Genomic DNA, 17,556 nt, shown 5'->3' on the forward strand with positions numbered 1-17,556 from the left:
AGTATGAATGCTACTTACAGCAATCCCTTATCAATTCAAAAGATCGGAGATCCTTTTATTCTAAAAGCATCCGACGGACGGTACTATTGTTATCCGACATCTGCTATTGATGAAGGCTTCAAAGCATGGTCTTCAAATGACCTCATTAATTGGACAGAAGAAGGTTTTGTATACCAGAAGAGCAAAAATAAAAAAGCATGGGGATATAAGCAATTCTGGGCACCTGAGGTTGTTGAACGAAATGGAAAGTTTTACATGTATTATACCGCTCGATGGCTTGAAAAAGACAGCTTGCGTATCGGTGTGGCAGTTAGTGATAATCCATGTGGACCATTTGTTGATGTGTATGATGGACCGTTATTTGATTTTCATTATGCCGCGATTGATGCACATGTTCTGCTGGCAGAAGATGGCCGTAGTTATCTGTATTATTCCCGAGATTGCTCTGAGAATAAGGTTAATGGGCGCAAAGAAAGTCACATATATGCCGTCGAATTAGATTCGGATATGATTACGGTCAGGACTGAGGGGCAAATATTACTGAAGCCAGACCAACAATGGGAGTTTAAATCGGGTGCCGATTGTCGTTGGAATGAGGGGCCTTTCGTAATCGTGAACAATGGCTTGTATTACTTGATGTACTCTGCGAACTGTTATGCTCATCGTGATTACTCGGTTGGGTACGCGGTGTCAGAACACCCATTAGGACCGTTTCGAAAGTATGCAGATAATCCAGTATTATATTCTGACCATCAGGATATATCAGGTCCTGGTCATCATTGCGTTGTTGAATCTCCAGACGGACAAGAATTATTTATTGTATATCACACTCACACCGATCCTATAAATGGTGGAGGAGATCGACAATTGTGTTTGGATCGTTTGAGTTTCCGTGAGGATGGAACTATCGAGGTCCATGGTCCGACCTTAACGGAGCAGCCAGTACCTTCATTGACTAAATGTTGATAGACCTCAACGGGAAATTGGAGTTGTATCAATAGATCGACTATTGTGACTTGTGGCGCACTCGGAATGTCTGTCTACCAGAGTGCGCCCTCTTATACTTCTTATAATCAGGTGTATTGTGTCTCGATTAACCAATCTACCAATCGACTTCGCAGTTCTGTGCGAACGTCGGCATAGTTCGGGTCTTTTGCTAGATTGTAAAGTTCCCCAGGATCTGCTTCAAGGTCATAAAGCTCATCGGTATCGCCTGGATTCACACATAGCTTCCAACGGTCCGTACGGATCCCTTTCGTTAAGCCTTGAATAATCTCAGGGCATAAATGGTGATGTCGGTCCGCTTTCAAAGCTTCATATTGGGCATTCGTTAGAGATCCTGGCTGCAGCGGTTTGCCTGGCATGCCATATTCCATGAAGATGCAGTCACGATGCTCTTTACTATCCCCTGTTAATAGCTCGGCATAGCTTAGACCATGTAACGCTTCAGGGAGTTCTAATCCGGCTAACTTCATCAAGGTTGGAAACAGATCAATATTGTTGACCATTGCTTTGGTCCTCCCCTGCTTTACGCCTGGACCTCTGATAATTAATGGGACTCGAATCAAAGAATCGTACAGATGGGGACCCTTGCGTATGTAACGATGGTCCCCAAGATAATCACCATGGTCAGAAGTGAACACGACGATAGTGTCTTCGGCCAGTCCTCGTTCCTCGAGGAACTGCATCAGCTTGCCGATCTCGTCATCGATGTAGGATATCATACCCCAATAAATTCGGATTAGCTTGCGCAGTTTCTCAGGAGTTGGGTAATCACGGCCGTAGGCATCCCATTCCCTTACCAGCTGCTGCTTATAGGGCTTATTGTACATTTCTTCATCCGGATAAACAGGAATATTGATCTCCACATCGTTATACATACTGGCATAAGGCTCACAAACCATATAAGGTGGATGCGGATCCGGTATGGAAAGCCATAGGAAGAAGGGGTGGTCATCTCCTGCTTGTTGCGTAGATTCTGTAATAAAGTCCTTGCCATAGCTAAAGACTCGGCCAGTTATGTTCTCTTCTAAAGGGAATGGATCATCGGCGAAGGGCATCTGCATCACAGGCTGACGGTATTTGGAGATTTGTTTTTCCACATCGTCAGACGGAAAGGGGAAGCCCGTATGATGTGCTTCTTTAACAAAATCAAATGCTTTATCCTTCTGATTGCCGAAACAGTGGTCCTTTCCAGCTAAGCCGGTACGATAGCCAGCGTTACGCAGCTCAACGGCAAAGTTCATCTGATTTGACGGCAAAATGCTTGAATTGTCAAACCGTTGCATTGAGTGGGCATACTTTCCAGTGAATAATGCAATCCGTGAGGGTGTACATAGTGGGGTTGTGACGAAGCTGTTGCTGAAAACGGTGCCCTGCTGAGCTAGTCGATCAAGGTTAGGCGTCCGTATTTTGCGGTTGCCGTTTACACCTAATGTATCATAACGCTGCTGGTCGGTGTAGATAACTAGAATATTTGGTTTACGTTGCTTTGTCATCATTTAAGCTCCTTCCTATAATTCCACATTTGTTTTGGTTTTATTATATATATAGTAAGTATACAAATGAATATAGTATTTAACGAAAGGATGTAAAATCGGGTCAATTTGATGAATATACCAATGGAGCTATCGCAAAGGTTGAAAGTAGCCAATGCCTTCTATAACAGTCGAACGCCGGAATCCCTTCGTCAATCAAGCGTTGCAAGTGAGATCCATTATATGATGCCGCAGCACTATTCACTAATTTACCACCTAGAGGGAACCAGAGAGGCGTTATTGAGTGAAAGAATTCATGTACTTGATCGGGATCAAGTCATGCTGCTAGAGAAGGGCGGCAAATATGCATTCAAGATTCCGAATCATGCATTTCGTGCAATCCACATTGCATTCGAACTTCAGCCAAATAGCAGTAACGAGGTGTATGCCAAGGGAAACACGGAATTTCAAGCTAATCTAATTGATGTCCCTCGTTTTATCACAAGCGGTCCCAACTCCCGATTACGTCTGTTATTCGATGAAGCAGTTCATTGCTATTTATCCGGCTCTAGGTTAAATGAATGGAAGGGAGAACTTCTAGTTAAGCAAATTCTTTTGGAGATGGCTTTGACTAGTGAACAGCAGGATCAAATCAATCGACCAGTTATGCATGCAATACAGATTATGCAAAAAAGTCCACATCGTAACTTTACAGTCGAAGAACTGGCAATGGCGGTTAGTCTTAGCCGAAGCACATTAACTCGTGCATTCCGTGAAGTTACAAAGATGTCGGTTAAGCAATATCAAATAATCATGAAGGTAAAGATTGCAGCGAGCCTCTTTCGAACGAATCCGTACTGCTTAAATCAAGAGGCGGCATGTCTTCTGGGGTTCAGTGACGCGTATTATTTCTCTCGTGTGTTTACAAGAATAATGCGAGAGACACCGCAAGCTTATAAGAATAGAGTGAGAGAGTATAAGTGGTCACCAGGGCATGGCGAATCCTGACAAAGACTAGCTCAGAGAACGCTGAGTAAAACGTATGTTTGAATTCAATGTATGAAATACTAATGAGCAGCTTTCCTATATTGAGTAGGGGAGACACCTGTCTTTTGTTTGAATAGATTGGAGAAATAGTACATATCAGCAAAGCAAAGGCGATCAGCAACCTGTTGAATTGGCAAATTAGTTTGTTCAAGGAGACGGCACGCAAGCTTTAGCTTCTCTTCCAGTACAAGCTGATACGGAGTGACCCCAAGCTCTCGCTTGCACAAATTATTAAAGCTTCTGGCTGACATAGAGAAGTGTTGTGCAAGCTCGTTAATGGTGATTCTGGTTTCCAAATGCTTCAATATATATTCCTGCAACGAAGAGGCGAACGGTGAAACATGTTGTTTCTCCCGTTGATTGGCCAAACCTAAGGTGTGAATAATTTGAAAAATTAATGATGCAAAGTTAGAGGCTGCTGCTGTAGGGGAGTCCTGAAAATTGAAGACTGCTGCCTTCGATAAAAACTGTTCAAAAAATGTAAGAATCTCCTCATGATGCACACGGTAAACATATTCCAATCCACAAGCACGTAGTAACTCTAGTACAAAGTCATCCTCCAGGTTGATCCATATGTATACCCAACGATTGTCATCCGAGGCATCGGGGTCGGCTGATACTTCGTGATAAGTATATTTGGGGAGAATAAACGTGTCGCCGGCGCTTAATGAATGGGAGGCGGACTCCACTTTAATAGTGCCATGACCCTTCAGGATATGTCCCAGCACAGTAATATTTGAACACTCACGTTTATTGTAATAGATCGGATCGCAATCGTTTAATCCGCATACGGCTGCCCGCAGCGGCAGGCTGTCTACTGCTGGCAGCGAATAAATCTCTCCGCGCTTCATATATCTTCCTCCATCTTGTTAGATTGCGATTTTCCTCATCTTGAGTGCACTAATCCTTATGTAAAGGATGTTTAATTAGCAGTATACTCCTAATCAGCAGAAATTTCATCCATGGAGAATATGGGAATGGAGGTGTGAGCGATATGAAGACACTAGGAGCCGTGGATATTGCTACGAATAGAATTCGAGGGAGTGGAACTTAAAGAATGGCCCCTCATGGTGCAAGGAGATTCTCAGTGCCTCCAAATCTATAATAGTAATACTAGAGAGGATGATTCTAATATGACCAAACCAAACATACTGTGGATTTGCACTGACCAACAGAGATGGGACACGCTAGGAAGCTACGGCAACGAATGGGTACACACCCCTAACATTGACCGTCTGGCGCGGGGAGGAGTGCAGTTCGACCAAGCCATCTGCCAGAGTCCTGTATGCACACCGAGTCGTTCTAGTTTTTTGACTGGTCGCTATCCACGCACTACACGTTGTCGTGCCAATGGACAATCCATTCCAGGAGATGAGAAGTTAATATCGAGACTGCTAGCAGACGAAGGCTACACCTGCGGTTTATCCGGCAAGTTGCATCTGTCCGTCTGTCACCCTGATATAACAACGGGTTCAGAGCGGCGTATCGATGATGGATTCCATCAATTTTTTTGGTCACATCATCCTATGCCGGAGTGGTCCACTAACGAATATATCCAATGGCTGAAGCTAAAGGGCAAGACTTATCACACACCGAACCGAGAGGACTGCAAATATGTGCAGACAGGCATGCCAGCAGAGGATCATCAAACGACCTGGTGTGCAGAAAAGGCTATCCAATTTTTCGAAACGGCTGCTAGCTCAACACACCCATGGTTCTTCATCTGCAATATGTTCGATCCTCACCACCCGTTTGATCCGCCGAAAAATTATATCGATCGCTATTTGGATCGATTGGATGAGATTCCTCTTCCGAATTATGTGGATGGAGAGCTCGAGAATAAGCCAGTTTATCAACGAATAGATCGTGACGGCGCTTACGGGATGAAGGGATACTTGCCAGCATCTCAAATGACGGACCGCGACCATCGCATGCTTCGAGCAGCTTACTGGGCAATGGTAGATCTGATCGACGAACAAGTGGGACGGATGCTAGATGCTCTTGAACGCAGTGGGCAACTGGAGAACACGATCGTCATCTTCATGTCGGATCACGGCGAGACGCTGGGCGATCATGGCTTCTACTTGAAGGGCTCACACTTCTATGAATGCTCCGTTAGAGTACCGCTCATCGTCTCCTGGCCAGGAACTATACAGGGCGGTCGTCGCACGAACACGCTGGTCGAGCTCACAGACCTAGCGCCAACACTATTGGATGCAGCGGGTATTGATCTTTACGAGGGTATGCAAGGGCAGTCGCTATGGCCGTATCTCTCTGGACAAATTCCTGAGGATACCGTTCACCGAGAAGATGTATACTGTGAGGCATATAATGCTAGTTCCGTCTACGAGGATCCGAATGGCACGTGGGCGACTATGGTTCGGACACAGACACATAAGCTAGTTCGTTACCACAAGGGCGAGACGTGCGAGTTGTACGATCTTGCACAGGATCCGAATGAAACTCGCAACGTCTATAACGATCCTGAATACTTAGAGATCAAGCTGGAGCTGCTGGAACGACTTTGCGACCGGATGGCAGGGACTGTCGATCCGTTGCCAACGCGTGAAGCACGTTGGTAATCGCAACAACTAAGAGGTTCCATGTTGTTTGGTTTGATTATAAGCAGATATAGACGCCAGTATGATGCGGGTTGAAAATTTATAATGTATAAATAAAAAACATAATTATAACAAGTGGAGTGATCTCAGTGACAATACCACCAAGAGCCGAATATCCAAGACCCCAATTTGTCAGAAATGATTGGGTAAATCTGAATGGAGAATGGGAATTCACATTTGATGACAAACGGGTTGGTCTTACCGAAAAATGGTACAAGTCGGACCGTGTCTTTGAAAAGCGAATTCAGGTTCCGTTTACCTTCGAATCCAAGCTGAGCGGGATAGAAGATCCAAGCTTCCATGATGTGGTATGGTATCGCAAGGAAGTGAGACTTCCTAATTCCTTCAAGGGTAAGCAGACCATTCTGCACTTCGGTGCAGTTGACTATGAAGCTACGGTATGGGTGAATGAGCAGCTTGCGGTGCATCATGAGGGGGGGCATACTCCATTCTCAGCCGACATTACCAACCTGTTGCAGGAAGGTGTGAATGTTATTGTGGTCCGTGCTGAGGATTTCGGCAGAGATGTATACCTTCCTAGAGGCAAGCAATTCTGGGAAGAGAAGTCAATGGGGATCTGGTATACGCGAACTACGGGCATCTGGCAGACTGTATGGATGGAGGCTGTATCGCCGATTCACCTGGAGAAAGTAAAATATGTACCGGATATCGATCGAAACGAAATCAAAATTCGCGCTTACTTGAATAATGTGGAGGGTCAAGAGGTCAAGCTCGGCATTAAAATCAGCTTCAAGGGTGAGCTGGTGGCGGAAGATATCGTTCACATGCGCTCACAGGTTGAAGGGCGAACGATTAAACTCACTGGACTTAATGATCATAGGATGGATCGCTTCTGGTCACCGGATCGTCCGAATCTTTATGATGTTCGGTTCACGGTTTGGGCAGGAGGAACGGTTGTAGACCAAACAGACAGCTATTTCGGAATGAGGAAGGTCTCGATTGAGAACGGCAAGCTATGTCTGAACAATCGTCCGTATTATATGAAGATGGTACTTGATCAAGGCTATTTCCCAGATGGGAACTTGACACCACCTAGTGATGAAGCCATTAAACGCGATGTTGAGCTGACCAAGGAAATGGGTTTCAACGGTGCTCGAAAGCATCAAAAGGTGGAAGATCCTCGTTATCTATATTGGTGTGATCTGTTAGGTCTGCTTGTATGGGGTGAGATGGCAAATGCTTGCGATTATTCTGAGGAATACGTGCGCAAGCTCTCTAAGGAGTGGCAAGGAGTGATCGAACGGGATTACAACCATCCGAGCATTGTAGTGTGGGTACCGTTGAATGAGAGCTGGGGCGTTCCGAATATCCAGATCGATAAACAGCAGCAACATCACGCGATGTCCATGTATTACTTAACCAAATCGTTAGATCCGACCCGCCCGGTTGTATCGAATGACGGTTGGGAACAGGTCAAGACCGATCTGTTTAATATTCATGATTATGAATGGCGTCAGGAGGTGTTGGAACTGAGATATAGCAATGCTGAAAAAGCAGTCAACGCGATGCCAGCTAATCGAAGGTTGAGTGTTGGTGGCTATGATTATGAAGGTCAACCGATTCTTGTAACCGAGTTCGGCGGCATTGCTTATAAAAAGAGCGAATGGGAAGGATGGGGATATTCCGGCGCTAGCAGCGATGAAGATTTCTTAGCACGTCTACGTGCAGTGGTTTATCCTTTGCGCACCTCTTGCGTCGTACAGGGTTACTGCTATACGCAACTGACTGATGTAGAACAGGAGATCAATGGCCTATTGACCTATGACCGTTCACCAAAGGTGCCAATCGAGCTCATTCGCAAGATTATAGATGAGAAGTGAATGAATCAGGAGGGGTAATGTTGAATATTGTTAAAAGTGTGGAACTAGGTAAGTATCACGGTGAAGAAGCCGTCTACTTGCGTTATGGACAGTATGAAGCAGTATTACTTCCTGAAATTGGCGGAAATCTCGTTGCATTCCGTGATATCGAGCAAGGCTATCGATTCCTACATGAGCCTGGCAAGGAAGAGATGGAGTCCTTTAAGTCAAGGCCGATAATTCATGGTATCCCTATACTGTTTCCGCCGAACCGCTACGAAGACGGGAGATTCCCATGGGACGGAGTCACTCATACATTACCAGTGAATGAACCGGCGACGGGGAATCACCTTCATGGGTTTGTTTACAATATTCCGTGGCAGCTTGAAGATTACGGTGCGCTCCCTTCTGAAAGCTTTGTTATGGTTTCCATTACAATCGATGAGAATCATGAGGTTTACGCCTCATTCCCATTCTGCTTTCGTATTGAGCTTCGCTATGGACTAAGCGGTAACGGTTTAAGCCAGCGTGTATCCGTTCATAATCTAGGAAGCCGTTCGATGCCGTGCCTGCTAGCCTTCCATACATCGGTGAATGCACCGTTCGTAGACTCCAGCTCGGCGAGGGACTATAGGATGAAGCTCACGATTGGTGAGCGGTGGGAGCTTAACGACCGCATGCTGCCAACAGGGCAGCTCCAGCCATTGCAGGTAGAAGAGAAAGCCCTTCAAGGGACAGGTGTCTATCCTTACTGGCAAGCCATGGATAACCACTACACGGCCTTACCACAACAGGGCAGGAACCGAATGGAGCTTACGGATGAGAAGCTTGGCGTAACATTGGTATATGATGTAGGAACCTCCTACAAGAAATGGATGATCTGGAACAACTTTGCAACGGAAGGTTTTTTCTGTCCTGAACCACAGGTGAACCTGGTGAATGCGCCGAATGTACGGCTGCCAGCAGAGCAAATTGGGTTGTTCGGTTTGGAACCAGGCGAGATTTGGGAGGAAACCAGCCGTATGTACGTGAAGCCTGCGAAGGAGTCCAGTCATGATGGTTTGTAAAGAAGGTAAAGAGCTTGCCCGAGAGATAGAGCATACTGTTCTTCCGGATCAGACAGCAGCGCTATGGGCATTAGGTCAAGCGGGCTTCCTAATTCGAGTGGGGAAGTATACCATAGGACTCGATCTCTATCTCACTAATTCCATCGAAAATGTTGCTGGGACACCTTGGGTGCGTGCATTCCCACCCCCGATTGAGCCTGATAAGCTACCACAACTAGATGCGGTATTATGTACCCACCATCATGAGGACCATATGGATATCGGTACCCTTCAAGTATTACAATCTCGCACTTCAACTCCATTCATCATCCCAAGAGCGCACGAAGCCAAAATGAAAGGGTGGGGGTTCTACGAAGAACAATTAGTGGGGATGAATCATATGGAAACGTACTATTCCGGAGGGGCAGAGATTAAGGCCTTGGCTGCCATGCACGATAAATTCGAGCAGGATGCGCATGGCAATCACTGCTATCTGGGCTATATCATCCGCGTGGGGGGGATGACAATATATCATGCTGGTGATACAATAGGCTTCCCGGAGCTGATTAATTGGCTCCGTGAAGAGAATGTGGATATCGCCATGATTCCCATGAACGGACGCGATTTTACACGAACCTCGGCTGGCATTGTGGGTAATTGCAATTATCGGGAGGCTGCAGACCTGGCAGTTGCAATTGGAGCGGATCTTGCCATTCCCATGCACATCGGTATGTTTCCTCATAATGACGAAAACCCAGCCTTCTTCGTGGATTATTGGTTGAAGAACTATCCGGGACGTAAGTTTCATATAATGGCTCCGGGAGAACGGTTTATTTATATGAAGTAAAGACAATTTAAACGCATTGCCGGATTCATCTATAAGCTACTTCAGAATATCCACTTATCGCAGTAGGTTGTATTTTTTGTTCTTTGTGGCAAAAACCATGAATGTTTTAGTGGAGAGGAATGGCGATCATTTACGCTCTGCGAAATGATCGCCATTGCTCATTCCCAAAAGAAAGCTCGATAGTCCGCTAGCTTACAAGATGAGACGATGGAGTTGAAGATTACAGAAAATTCGTGGAGGTATTCCACTAATTGATAGCGTTTTCAAAATTAAGGGGGTACTAAAATGGCTAAGTGGATACCCACATCTTTGTTTTGGCAGTACCTGTTATCGTATGTATTTGTCTTATTACTCCCACTGCTAGTGATAGGAAGCTTGCTATACTGGCAGTTGGTTGATACCGTCAAGGATAAGGATTTGGCAAACAACCAGAAAATGCTGAACCAGATGAAGGATGTAGTAGACGTTAAATTCGCAGAGATGAATCGAATAGCTGTCCAGATTAGCGAGTCTCCAGAATTAACGCCGTACTATATCACCCAAAATTTCTATCATGCCTTGATGGCTCGTAGATTAATGAATTATACCGTGGCGAATGAATTCATTGACAATCTGATCTATTATGTTAAAGGGCATCCCTATCTATATTCTGAAAAAAGCAGCTACACTTTCTCAAGGTTCATTAATGACATCTATCGTTATGAAGATTGGCCAGAAGCAAGCTTTATACAGGATATGAATGAGCTTAGGGAGCCGATGCTTCGTCCCGCAGAAGATGTGGGGGTAAATACAGGTGTTAGCCGTTATGTGACATATCTAGTGCCTGTCCCTATGAATGATCTAGCGCCTTATGGGACAGTGATGTTCCAAATCAAGGAGACATCCTTCCGACAAATTCTTTTTTCCGATATAGAGAACCATCAAGGAAATGCTGTGATTATGGATGAACAGGGGCGTATTATTACAGCTATTGGAAATGAGAAGGTATTAGAGAGTAACGCATTTCATGCATTAACGAAAACGTTAGCGGGTACAAAAAACATGCTTTATTCATTAGAGGAAACCAATTATTATGTGTCTTCTATTACTTCAGAACGAAGCGGATGGACTTATATGATGATGATTCCTGAGGCTGACCTGATGAGAAGCGTAAACGAAATTAAAAATAAAGCTCTGCTTGCATTTCTAATAATTCTGGTCTTAGGCATAGTTGTTATCTATTACGTCATGCATTTGAACTACAACCCCCTGAAGAAATTAATTCATTCCGTGGAGACAAAGTGGGGGAAGGCAGCCACTGGTGCACATGGCATTGATTCTGTAACGCAGGCGATTACTCAGATAGAGGTTGCTAGAATGGCCATTAATAAAAAATTCGAGTCCAGTCAGCCCATCCTTCGTCAGCAATATCTAATGAATGTGCTGAAAGGTAGCCCGTTGGAAGATGTGAATTCTGTTGAAGAAGCGGAGGAACTAGGTATTTATTTTCCCTATAACTCTTATTTCGTTCTAATGGTTAAGACGAATTCAGGTTTAAGTAGTAATTCGAAGTTCGGCATTGAACAAGCAATAAACAAATGGTTTAATGAATCGAAGGAGAGTATTAGTGGACATCAGGTCATATTATTGGATGAAACACAATGGGTATGGATATGCAATGTTGACGTGGATTACTTCGATACTGATACTTCATTGGAACACCTTAGAGAGCAAATGCTGTTGACAAGAGTATCTTCCTTCACTATAGGAATAGGTATGCAATATGATAATCTGAATGATATGGGTAAGTCGTACTTAGAGGCGACTACAGCATTAGATTATAGATTTATTCAGGGCAAGAATCGAATCATTAAATTTGTTTCAATTATCTCTGAGCATTCGGTAACTGTTCATTGGTACCCAACCAGGCAATTGAATCATCTTCCACTGCTAATTAGACAAGGAGATGTCGTAAAAGTAACAGAATGTATTGATTCTATCGCTCAACAAATCAAAAAGAACAGCCTGACCTTATTTATGGCTCGCTGTGTATCCTGGTGCTAGACTTTTAATTGGACACATCGAACCGAGAGTGCGACAATAAATCCATTCTTAATCGAGGTGTTTGACGTGACCAAAAAGTATGACAGAGAATTCAAGATGCACACCGTGCGGCTCATTCAAGAAGAAGGGAAAACGGTGGCGCAGGTAGCCCGCGAAATGGGGCTGCATGAGAATACCCTTTACCGTTGGCTAGCAGAGTTTAAAGCGGACGGAGCTCAAGCTTTTCCTGGTAGCGGTCAACTGAAGCCAGATGACAAAGCCATGCGTGATCTCCAGAAGCGAATCCGTGATCTGGAGGAAGAAAATGAAGTCCTAAAAAAGGCCATGCACTACTTCGCCAAAGACCGGCGTTGATTTATGCTTACATTCATGAACACCGCTCAAAGCGCTGTGTCACGAAGTTGTGCTCTTGGTTAGGTGTATCCCGAAGCGGTTATTACGAGTGGACGACTCGTGAAGAAAGTGAGCAAAGCCTTAAACGTAAAGAACTAGATAAGCATATACGGCAAGCATTCGTGGACTCCAGAGAGCTTTACGGAAGCCCGAAAATCCATCAGAAATTGAAACAGCAAGGCGTAATGGTTTCAGAGAAGACGGTAGGCCGGAGAATGCGCGAAATGGGCTTGAGATCGCGTACGGTCAAGAAATATAAGGCTACGACGAACTCCAAACACAACTTGCCGGTGGCCGAGAATGTCTTAAATCAGAACTTTACGGCCGAGAAGCCCAATCAGGTATGGATGGCGGATATCACCTATGTTCCCACAGATGAAGGTTGGCTTTATCTCGCTAGTGTGGAAGATCTCTGCACACGCAAAATCGCAGGATTTCACATGGATGAACGGATGACAAAGGAGCTGTGCTTAAAGGCTCTAGATCAGGCCTATCGCCTCCAAATGCCGGAGGAGGGGGTGCTGCATCATTCCGATCGCGGCAGCCAGTACGCGTCAGCCAAATACCAGGAACGTCTCCAAAATTACAAGATAACTGGCAGCATGAGTCGCAAAGGAAATTGCTACGACAATGCCTGCATCGAATCGTTCCATAGCGTTCTGAAGAAAGAGCTGATCTATCTAAATAAGTTCAAAACGAGGGCCGAGGCAAAGGCCAAAATTTTTGAATATATAACCTGTTTCTACAATGGAAAAAGGATCCACTCTTCCATAGGATACCTTACACCCAATCAGTACGAACGTACGTTCCAAAAGATGGCGTAATTCTCTCGGTTTGATGTGTCCAATCTATTGACAGAGGTCCAATCCTACGATCTGATTAACATTGTAATGAAGACAATGATGGAGTTGGACAAGAAGTGGCATCAGGAATTGCCGGACGCTCTGACGCTATCAGAGCTTGATACAGTGGAACAATTAACGGAGAACTTAAGTCGAGTTTGTGCAGAGTTATGTAACAGCTTAACTAATGAGGGGACTGAAGCGCAGCTCCATATTCGGATGAAGCAATTTTTGCAAGAGAAATATTGTGATCCGTTGTTAACAATTGATCAGCTAGCAGAACGTTTTGACTTGTCGTCTTCATACGCAAGCCGCTATTTTAAAGAGCAAACGGGAAAGACCTTATGGGAGTATGTGAATCAGTTAAGAATTGAGCAAGCTATGGAGATGCTGAGAACGACTGATTTGCCCTTGCAAGACATTGTTACTAGGATTGGCTATAATGATGTATCTAGCTTTATTCGCAAATTTAAGCAACAAGTTCAATTGACGCCTGGAGAATATCGTAAATTGCATGCTTGAGTCATAACGCTTGATGTAGATGAATGAGGTTTTGATCATTCGGATCTACTTCAAGCGTTATTTCATTATATTCAATATCCGCATAGAGGTTCAGTAATGACCAATAATGAGGTTTATTATCATCTGAGAACCTAGAGAATAGAAGGGTTTTTCTGCACTTATTCAGGAATGACATATCTGATTTGTAAATTGCTCATTTATCTATTGGTGCTAATTTGGGAAGATAAATCTGGGGACAAGATGAAAGCGTAATCAATTAACGAAAGGAGGTCATAGAGACAGATGAGCCAATGGAGAAGAGTCATTAGAAACTATGAATTGTACTTGTTTCTTTTACCCGCCATAATTTATTTTATTGTTTTTCAGTATGCACCAATGTATGGGGTTCAGATTGCCTTCAGAGAGTTTATCGCATCTAAGGGGATATGGGACAGTCCTTGGGTAGGTTTTACACATTTTGAACGATTCTTTAATTCCTACCAATTCTGGCCGGTAATTAAGAATACCATTGGAATCAGCCTTTACGAGCTTGCGGTAAAGTTTCCGATTCCGATCATCACCGCGCTGCTGTTAAACCAGCTGGTCTTTACACGGTACAAAAGGTTTATACAAACCATTACGTATGCGCCGCATTTTATCTCCGCTGTTGTTATCGCAGGTATGATCTATTTGTTCCTCTCGCCACGCAACGGACTGGTAAATCAACTATTAGCTGCATTCGGCCTAGAGAAGATATTCTTTCTTGCGGAGGCAAGCTGGTTTAAATCCATTTTCATATTTTCAGGTGTGTGGCAGGAGACGGGTTGGTCGATGATTATATATCTAGCAGCTCTGACAGCTGTTAATCCAGAACTGCACGAAGCAGCCGTTATGGACGGAGCCAGCAAGATTAAGCGGATCTTTCATGTGGATATTCCTTCCATTATGCCGACTATCATGATTCTACTTATTCTTAATATAGGCAGCTTCATGACGGTAGGATTTGAGAAGGTGTACCTTCTGCAAAATTCATTGAATCAGCCTGCGTCAGAAATTATCCAAACATATGTCTACAAGACTGGGTTACTCGGAGCGCAATTTAGTTATTCAGCAGCAATTGGTCTATTTAATTCCGTGGTAAACTGCATGTTGTTATTATTGTTTAATTATGTGGCCAAACGAATCGGTCAAACCAGCTTGTGGTAGGTAAGAGAGGTGATTATCCATGAAAAATCTTGCACGTAGTCGCGGAGACCGACTTTTCGACCTCTTTAATATTTTGTTGTTTGCATTTGTAAGTTTAATTGTCATTTATCCTTTGTATTTCATGATAATTGCATCGTTCAGTGATCCGCAAAGCATTAATTCAGGAGCAGTGTGGCTACTCCCGCAGGACATCACCTTCGAGGGCTACAGTCGAATTTTGAACGACCCTAATATATGGCTTGGATATCGAAATTCGATTTTCTACACCATTGTGGGAACTGCAATTAATGTAGCCTTGATTATACCAGCTGGGTATGCTTTGTCACGGAGGGACTTGCTCGGCAGGAATCCGATCATTATCTTTATTGTTTTCACCATGTTTTTCAATGGCGGATTGATTCCAACCTATCTAGTTGTAAAGAATTTAGGTATGTTGGATACGATATGGGCCTTAATCCTTCCTAGTGCCGTTGGTGTTTACAATCTCATTATTTGCAGAACGTATTTTCAGAGCACTATCCCGGATGCACTATATGAAGCGGCTGCTATTGATGGGTCGACGAATACTGGCTTTTTCTTTCGAGTTGTGCTCCCTTTATCCTTACCGATTATTGCAGTTATGGTGCTATTCCATGTAGTCATGCATTGGAATTCATACTTCCCTGCTCTAATCTATCTGAAGGATGAGGTTAAACGACCGCTTCAATTAATTCTGAGAGAAATCTTAATCATCAGTCAGCAACAGGATAACATGGTGGTAGACTCCGAATCGATCGCCGATCAGCAGCGTATTGCTGAGTTGGTGAAATATGGCGTAGTCATCGTAGCCAGCTTGCCGGTTCTTGTACTGTATCCGTTTCTGCAAAAGTATTTTGTTAAGGGTGTTATGATTGGATCAATAAAAGGTTAACTATTATATTTTGAGAGGGGTTCATGATATGCATAAGAAGAAGTGGTTAGGTGTTTTTACAGTTATTGTAATGACAACTGTGCTGGCACTGGCTGGCTGCAGTAGCAATAACGCTGAGAATAATATCGGCAATAAAAACTCAACTGAATCGGGGGAAGTTGGGTCGAATGAACAAAGCAATTTTAATAAGGAAGGCTACCCAATTGTCAAGGAAAAGGTGACCTTCCAACTGGTAGGTCCTAAGCAAGAGGGAATTGCAAAGGAATACAACGATATGATCATGTTTAAGCAATTAGAGGAAGAAACCAATGTCCATATCGAATGGTCAATGACAGAGAACAGCACTTGGAATGAAAAGAAAAATTTATTGTTTGCAGGCAATGATCTTCCAGATGCATTCTATGGCGGTTCCGCTCTAACGACAAATGAGGTTGTTCAATATGGATCTCAGGGTATCTTAATTCCGCTAGAGGAGCTGATTGAAGAATATGCACCAAATTTGAAACGAGTTTTTGAACAACGCCCGCACTATAAAGAAGCAATTACAGCTCCTGATGGTCATATATATTCTCTGCCTAATATTGTTGAGAATGACTCCTTTCTAAATTCGGATACTATTTACATTAACAAAGAATGGCTGGATCAAGTAGGGATGAAGGTTCCTGAAACTACTGATGAATTTTACCAGGTGTTGAAGGCTTTTAAAGAAAACGATCCGAATGGAAACGGGAAATCCGACGAGATTCCTCTTAGCTTTGACTATCTGCACGTCAATCATGGGATGTACTCGTTGTCCGGTTCATTCGGGGTTTTAGACAATCCTGGAACACACACCTATCTAGAAAATGAAAAGGTCATATTCGCGCCAGTACAACCCGGATATCGAGAATTCCTGGAATATTTCCACAAGCTTTACAGAGAAGGATTGATTGACCAAGAGGTTTTCACGCAAGATGAACAAGTCTATTTTGCTAAGATAAAAAACAAAGAGCTGGGTGTTAAGATTATTTGGAACAACGTGATTAATTTCGGAGATATCACTCAGTCGCCATATTCCGCAATCCCGCCATTGGCAGGTCCAGATGGTACCAGATTGTGGAATGTGAATCGAGGCCAAGGTATTAACTCTTTCGCAAGCTTCGCCATTACTTCTGAAGCAGAGCGTCCTGAGATCTTAATGCGTTGGATTGACAGACAATACGAGCCCGACATGAGCTGGCAGATGCACAGTGGTCCGTTTGGACATAATCTGATTTTGAGCGACAATGGTAAGTATGACAGAGCTAATTCACCAGAAGGATTATCGAACAATCAGTTCAGACATTCAGAAGCGCCAGGCAATTTCGGGGTATGGGCCGTTCTTGGTGAATCCAACCGCTTAAACATGCCTGCCGGAATGAAGGAAAAACATGAAGCCGCACAAGTGTATAAACCTTATTTAGCGAAGCAAGAGAACCTTTATCCTGATATCATTTATAATGTGGAGGACGTTTCGCGTTTGAAAGTTCTGAAGACGGATATACATCAGTATATCGAAACCGCAGTCCCCCAATTCATAATAGATGGCGTGACGGATAGCAACTGGGACACTTATATTAATAGTTTAAACAAGATGGGATTGCAAGAGCTTATTGATATTTATCAAGAAAATTACGATAATTTAGATTAAATAGAGCAGCTATTGAAGCGCAAGCAAAGGACACCCACAAATTGTCCTTTGCTTGGTTTTTTTTGGTGATGGAGATTATCGTTGTTCCAACCCATTGAGTAGGAATAAATGGGCATTCAGCATCAGGTGGGCTA

At 43.8% G+C, this 17,556-nt stretch carries 14 protein-coding genes; 12 read left to right on the plus strand and 2 right to left on the minus strand.

Annotated features, from left to right (window positions below; translation table 11 throughout):
* Positions 1-3 precede the first annotated feature (3 nt).
* A complete protein-coding gene (locus tag AB1S56_RS08690) occupies positions 4-966 on the plus strand; it encodes a glycoside hydrolase family 43 protein (protein ID WP_340873537.1) in 963 nt (320 codons plus the stop codon).
* Between the two features lie 107 nt (positions 967-1,073).
* On the opposite strand, the gene AB1S56_RS08695 is transcribed toward AB1S56_RS08690, so the two are convergent.
* Positions 1,074-2,501 (minus strand): sulfatase-like hydrolase/transferase, encoded by a 1,428-nt coding sequence (locus tag AB1S56_RS08695; RefSeq protein ID WP_340873535.1) that lies wholly within the window; start codon positions 2,499-2,501, stop codon positions 1,074-1,076.
* Between the two features lie 138 nt (positions 2,502-2,639).
* On the opposite strand from AB1S56_RS08695, the gene AB1S56_RS08700 reads away from it, so the two are divergent.
* A complete protein-coding gene (locus AB1S56_RS08700) occupies positions 2,640-3,485 on the plus strand; it encodes an AraC family transcriptional regulator (protein ID WP_340873534.1) in 846 nt (281 codons plus the stop codon).
* 59 nt (positions 3,486-3,544) lie between these two features.
* Here AB1S56_RS08700 and AB1S56_RS08705 read toward each other — a convergent pair whose 3' ends face one another.
* A complete protein-coding gene (locus tag AB1S56_RS08705; protein WP_340873532.1) occupies positions 3,545-4,375 on the minus strand; it encodes an AraC family transcriptional regulator in 831 nt (276 codons plus the stop codon).
* A 282-nt stretch (positions 4,376-4,657) separates the two neighbouring features.
* Between AB1S56_RS08705 and AB1S56_RS08710 the strand changes: the two genes are divergently transcribed.
* The 10 genes from AB1S56_RS08710 to AB1S56_RS08755 all read left to right on the plus strand — a co-directional run bounded on the left by AB1S56_RS08710 (position 4,658) and on the right by AB1S56_RS08755 (position 17,422).
* The gene (locus AB1S56_RS08710) at positions 4,658-6,106 is read left to right on the plus strand and encodes a sulfatase-like hydrolase/transferase (protein WP_340873531.1); all 1,449 of its coding nucleotides are present in this window, start codon (positions 4,658-4,660) and stop codon (positions 6,104-6,106) included.
* A 128-nt stretch (positions 6,107-6,234) separates the two neighbouring features.
* A complete protein-coding gene (locus tag AB1S56_RS08715) occupies positions 6,235-7,986 on the plus strand; it encodes a sugar-binding domain-containing protein (RefSeq protein ID WP_340873530.1) in 1,752 nt (583 codons plus the stop codon).
* 17 nt (positions 7,987-8,003) lie between these two features.
* Positions 8,004-9,032: an aldose 1-epimerase gene (locus tag AB1S56_RS08720; protein WP_340873529.1), complete on the plus strand. Its 1,029-nt coding sequence runs from the start codon at positions 8,004-8,006 to the stop codon at positions 9,030-9,032.
* Positions 9,019-9,858, plus strand: coding sequence for an MBL fold metallo-hydrolase (locus AB1S56_RS08725; protein WP_340873528.1), 840 nt, complete (start codon positions 9,019-9,021; stop codon positions 9,856-9,858). Before AB1S56_RS08720 ends, AB1S56_RS08725 begins: the two co-directional genes overlap by 14 nt.
* A gap of 285 nt (positions 9,859-10,143) precedes the next feature.
* Positions 10,144-11,901 (plus strand): cache domain-containing protein, encoded by a 1,758-nt coding sequence (locus AB1S56_RS08730; protein WP_340873527.1) that lies wholly within the window; start codon positions 10,144-10,146, stop codon positions 11,899-11,901.
* A gap of 96 nt (positions 11,902-11,997) precedes the next feature.
* Positions 11,998-13,118 (plus strand): IS3 family transposase gene (locus tag AB1S56_RS08735; protein WP_340873823.1). Its coding sequence is split into 2 segments (ribosomal slippage): positions 11,998-12,223 and positions 12,223-13,118, totalling 1,122 coding nucleotides; the frame shifts between segments, so codons are not numbered across the junction.
* A gap of 66 nt (positions 13,119-13,184) precedes the next feature.
* A complete protein-coding gene (locus tag AB1S56_RS08740; protein ID WP_340873582.1) occupies positions 13,185-13,658 on the plus strand; it encodes an AraC family transcriptional regulator in 474 nt (157 codons plus the stop codon).
* Positions 13,659-13,940: 282 nt separating this feature from the next.
* Entirely contained in the window at positions 13,941-14,843 is a 903-nt protein-coding gene (locus tag AB1S56_RS08745; RefSeq protein WP_340873584.1) for an ABC transporter permease subunit, read from the plus strand.
* 19 nt (positions 14,844-14,862) lie between these two features.
* Complete coding sequence (locus AB1S56_RS08750; RefSeq protein WP_340873585.1) at positions 14,863-15,753, plus strand: carbohydrate ABC transporter permease; 891 nt, start codon at positions 14,863-14,865, stop codon at positions 15,751-15,753.
* Between the two features lie 28 nt (positions 15,754-15,781).
* Entirely contained in the window at positions 15,782-17,422 is a 1,641-nt protein-coding gene (locus AB1S56_RS08755; RefSeq protein ID WP_340873587.1) for an extracellular solute-binding protein, read from the plus strand.
* The last annotated feature ends 134 nt before the right edge of the window (positions 17,423-17,556 follow it).

Source organism: Paenibacillus sp. PL2-23, assembly GCF_040834005.1.
Classification (GTDB): Bacteria; Bacillota; Bacilli; order Paenibacillales; family Paenibacillaceae; genus Pristimantibacillus.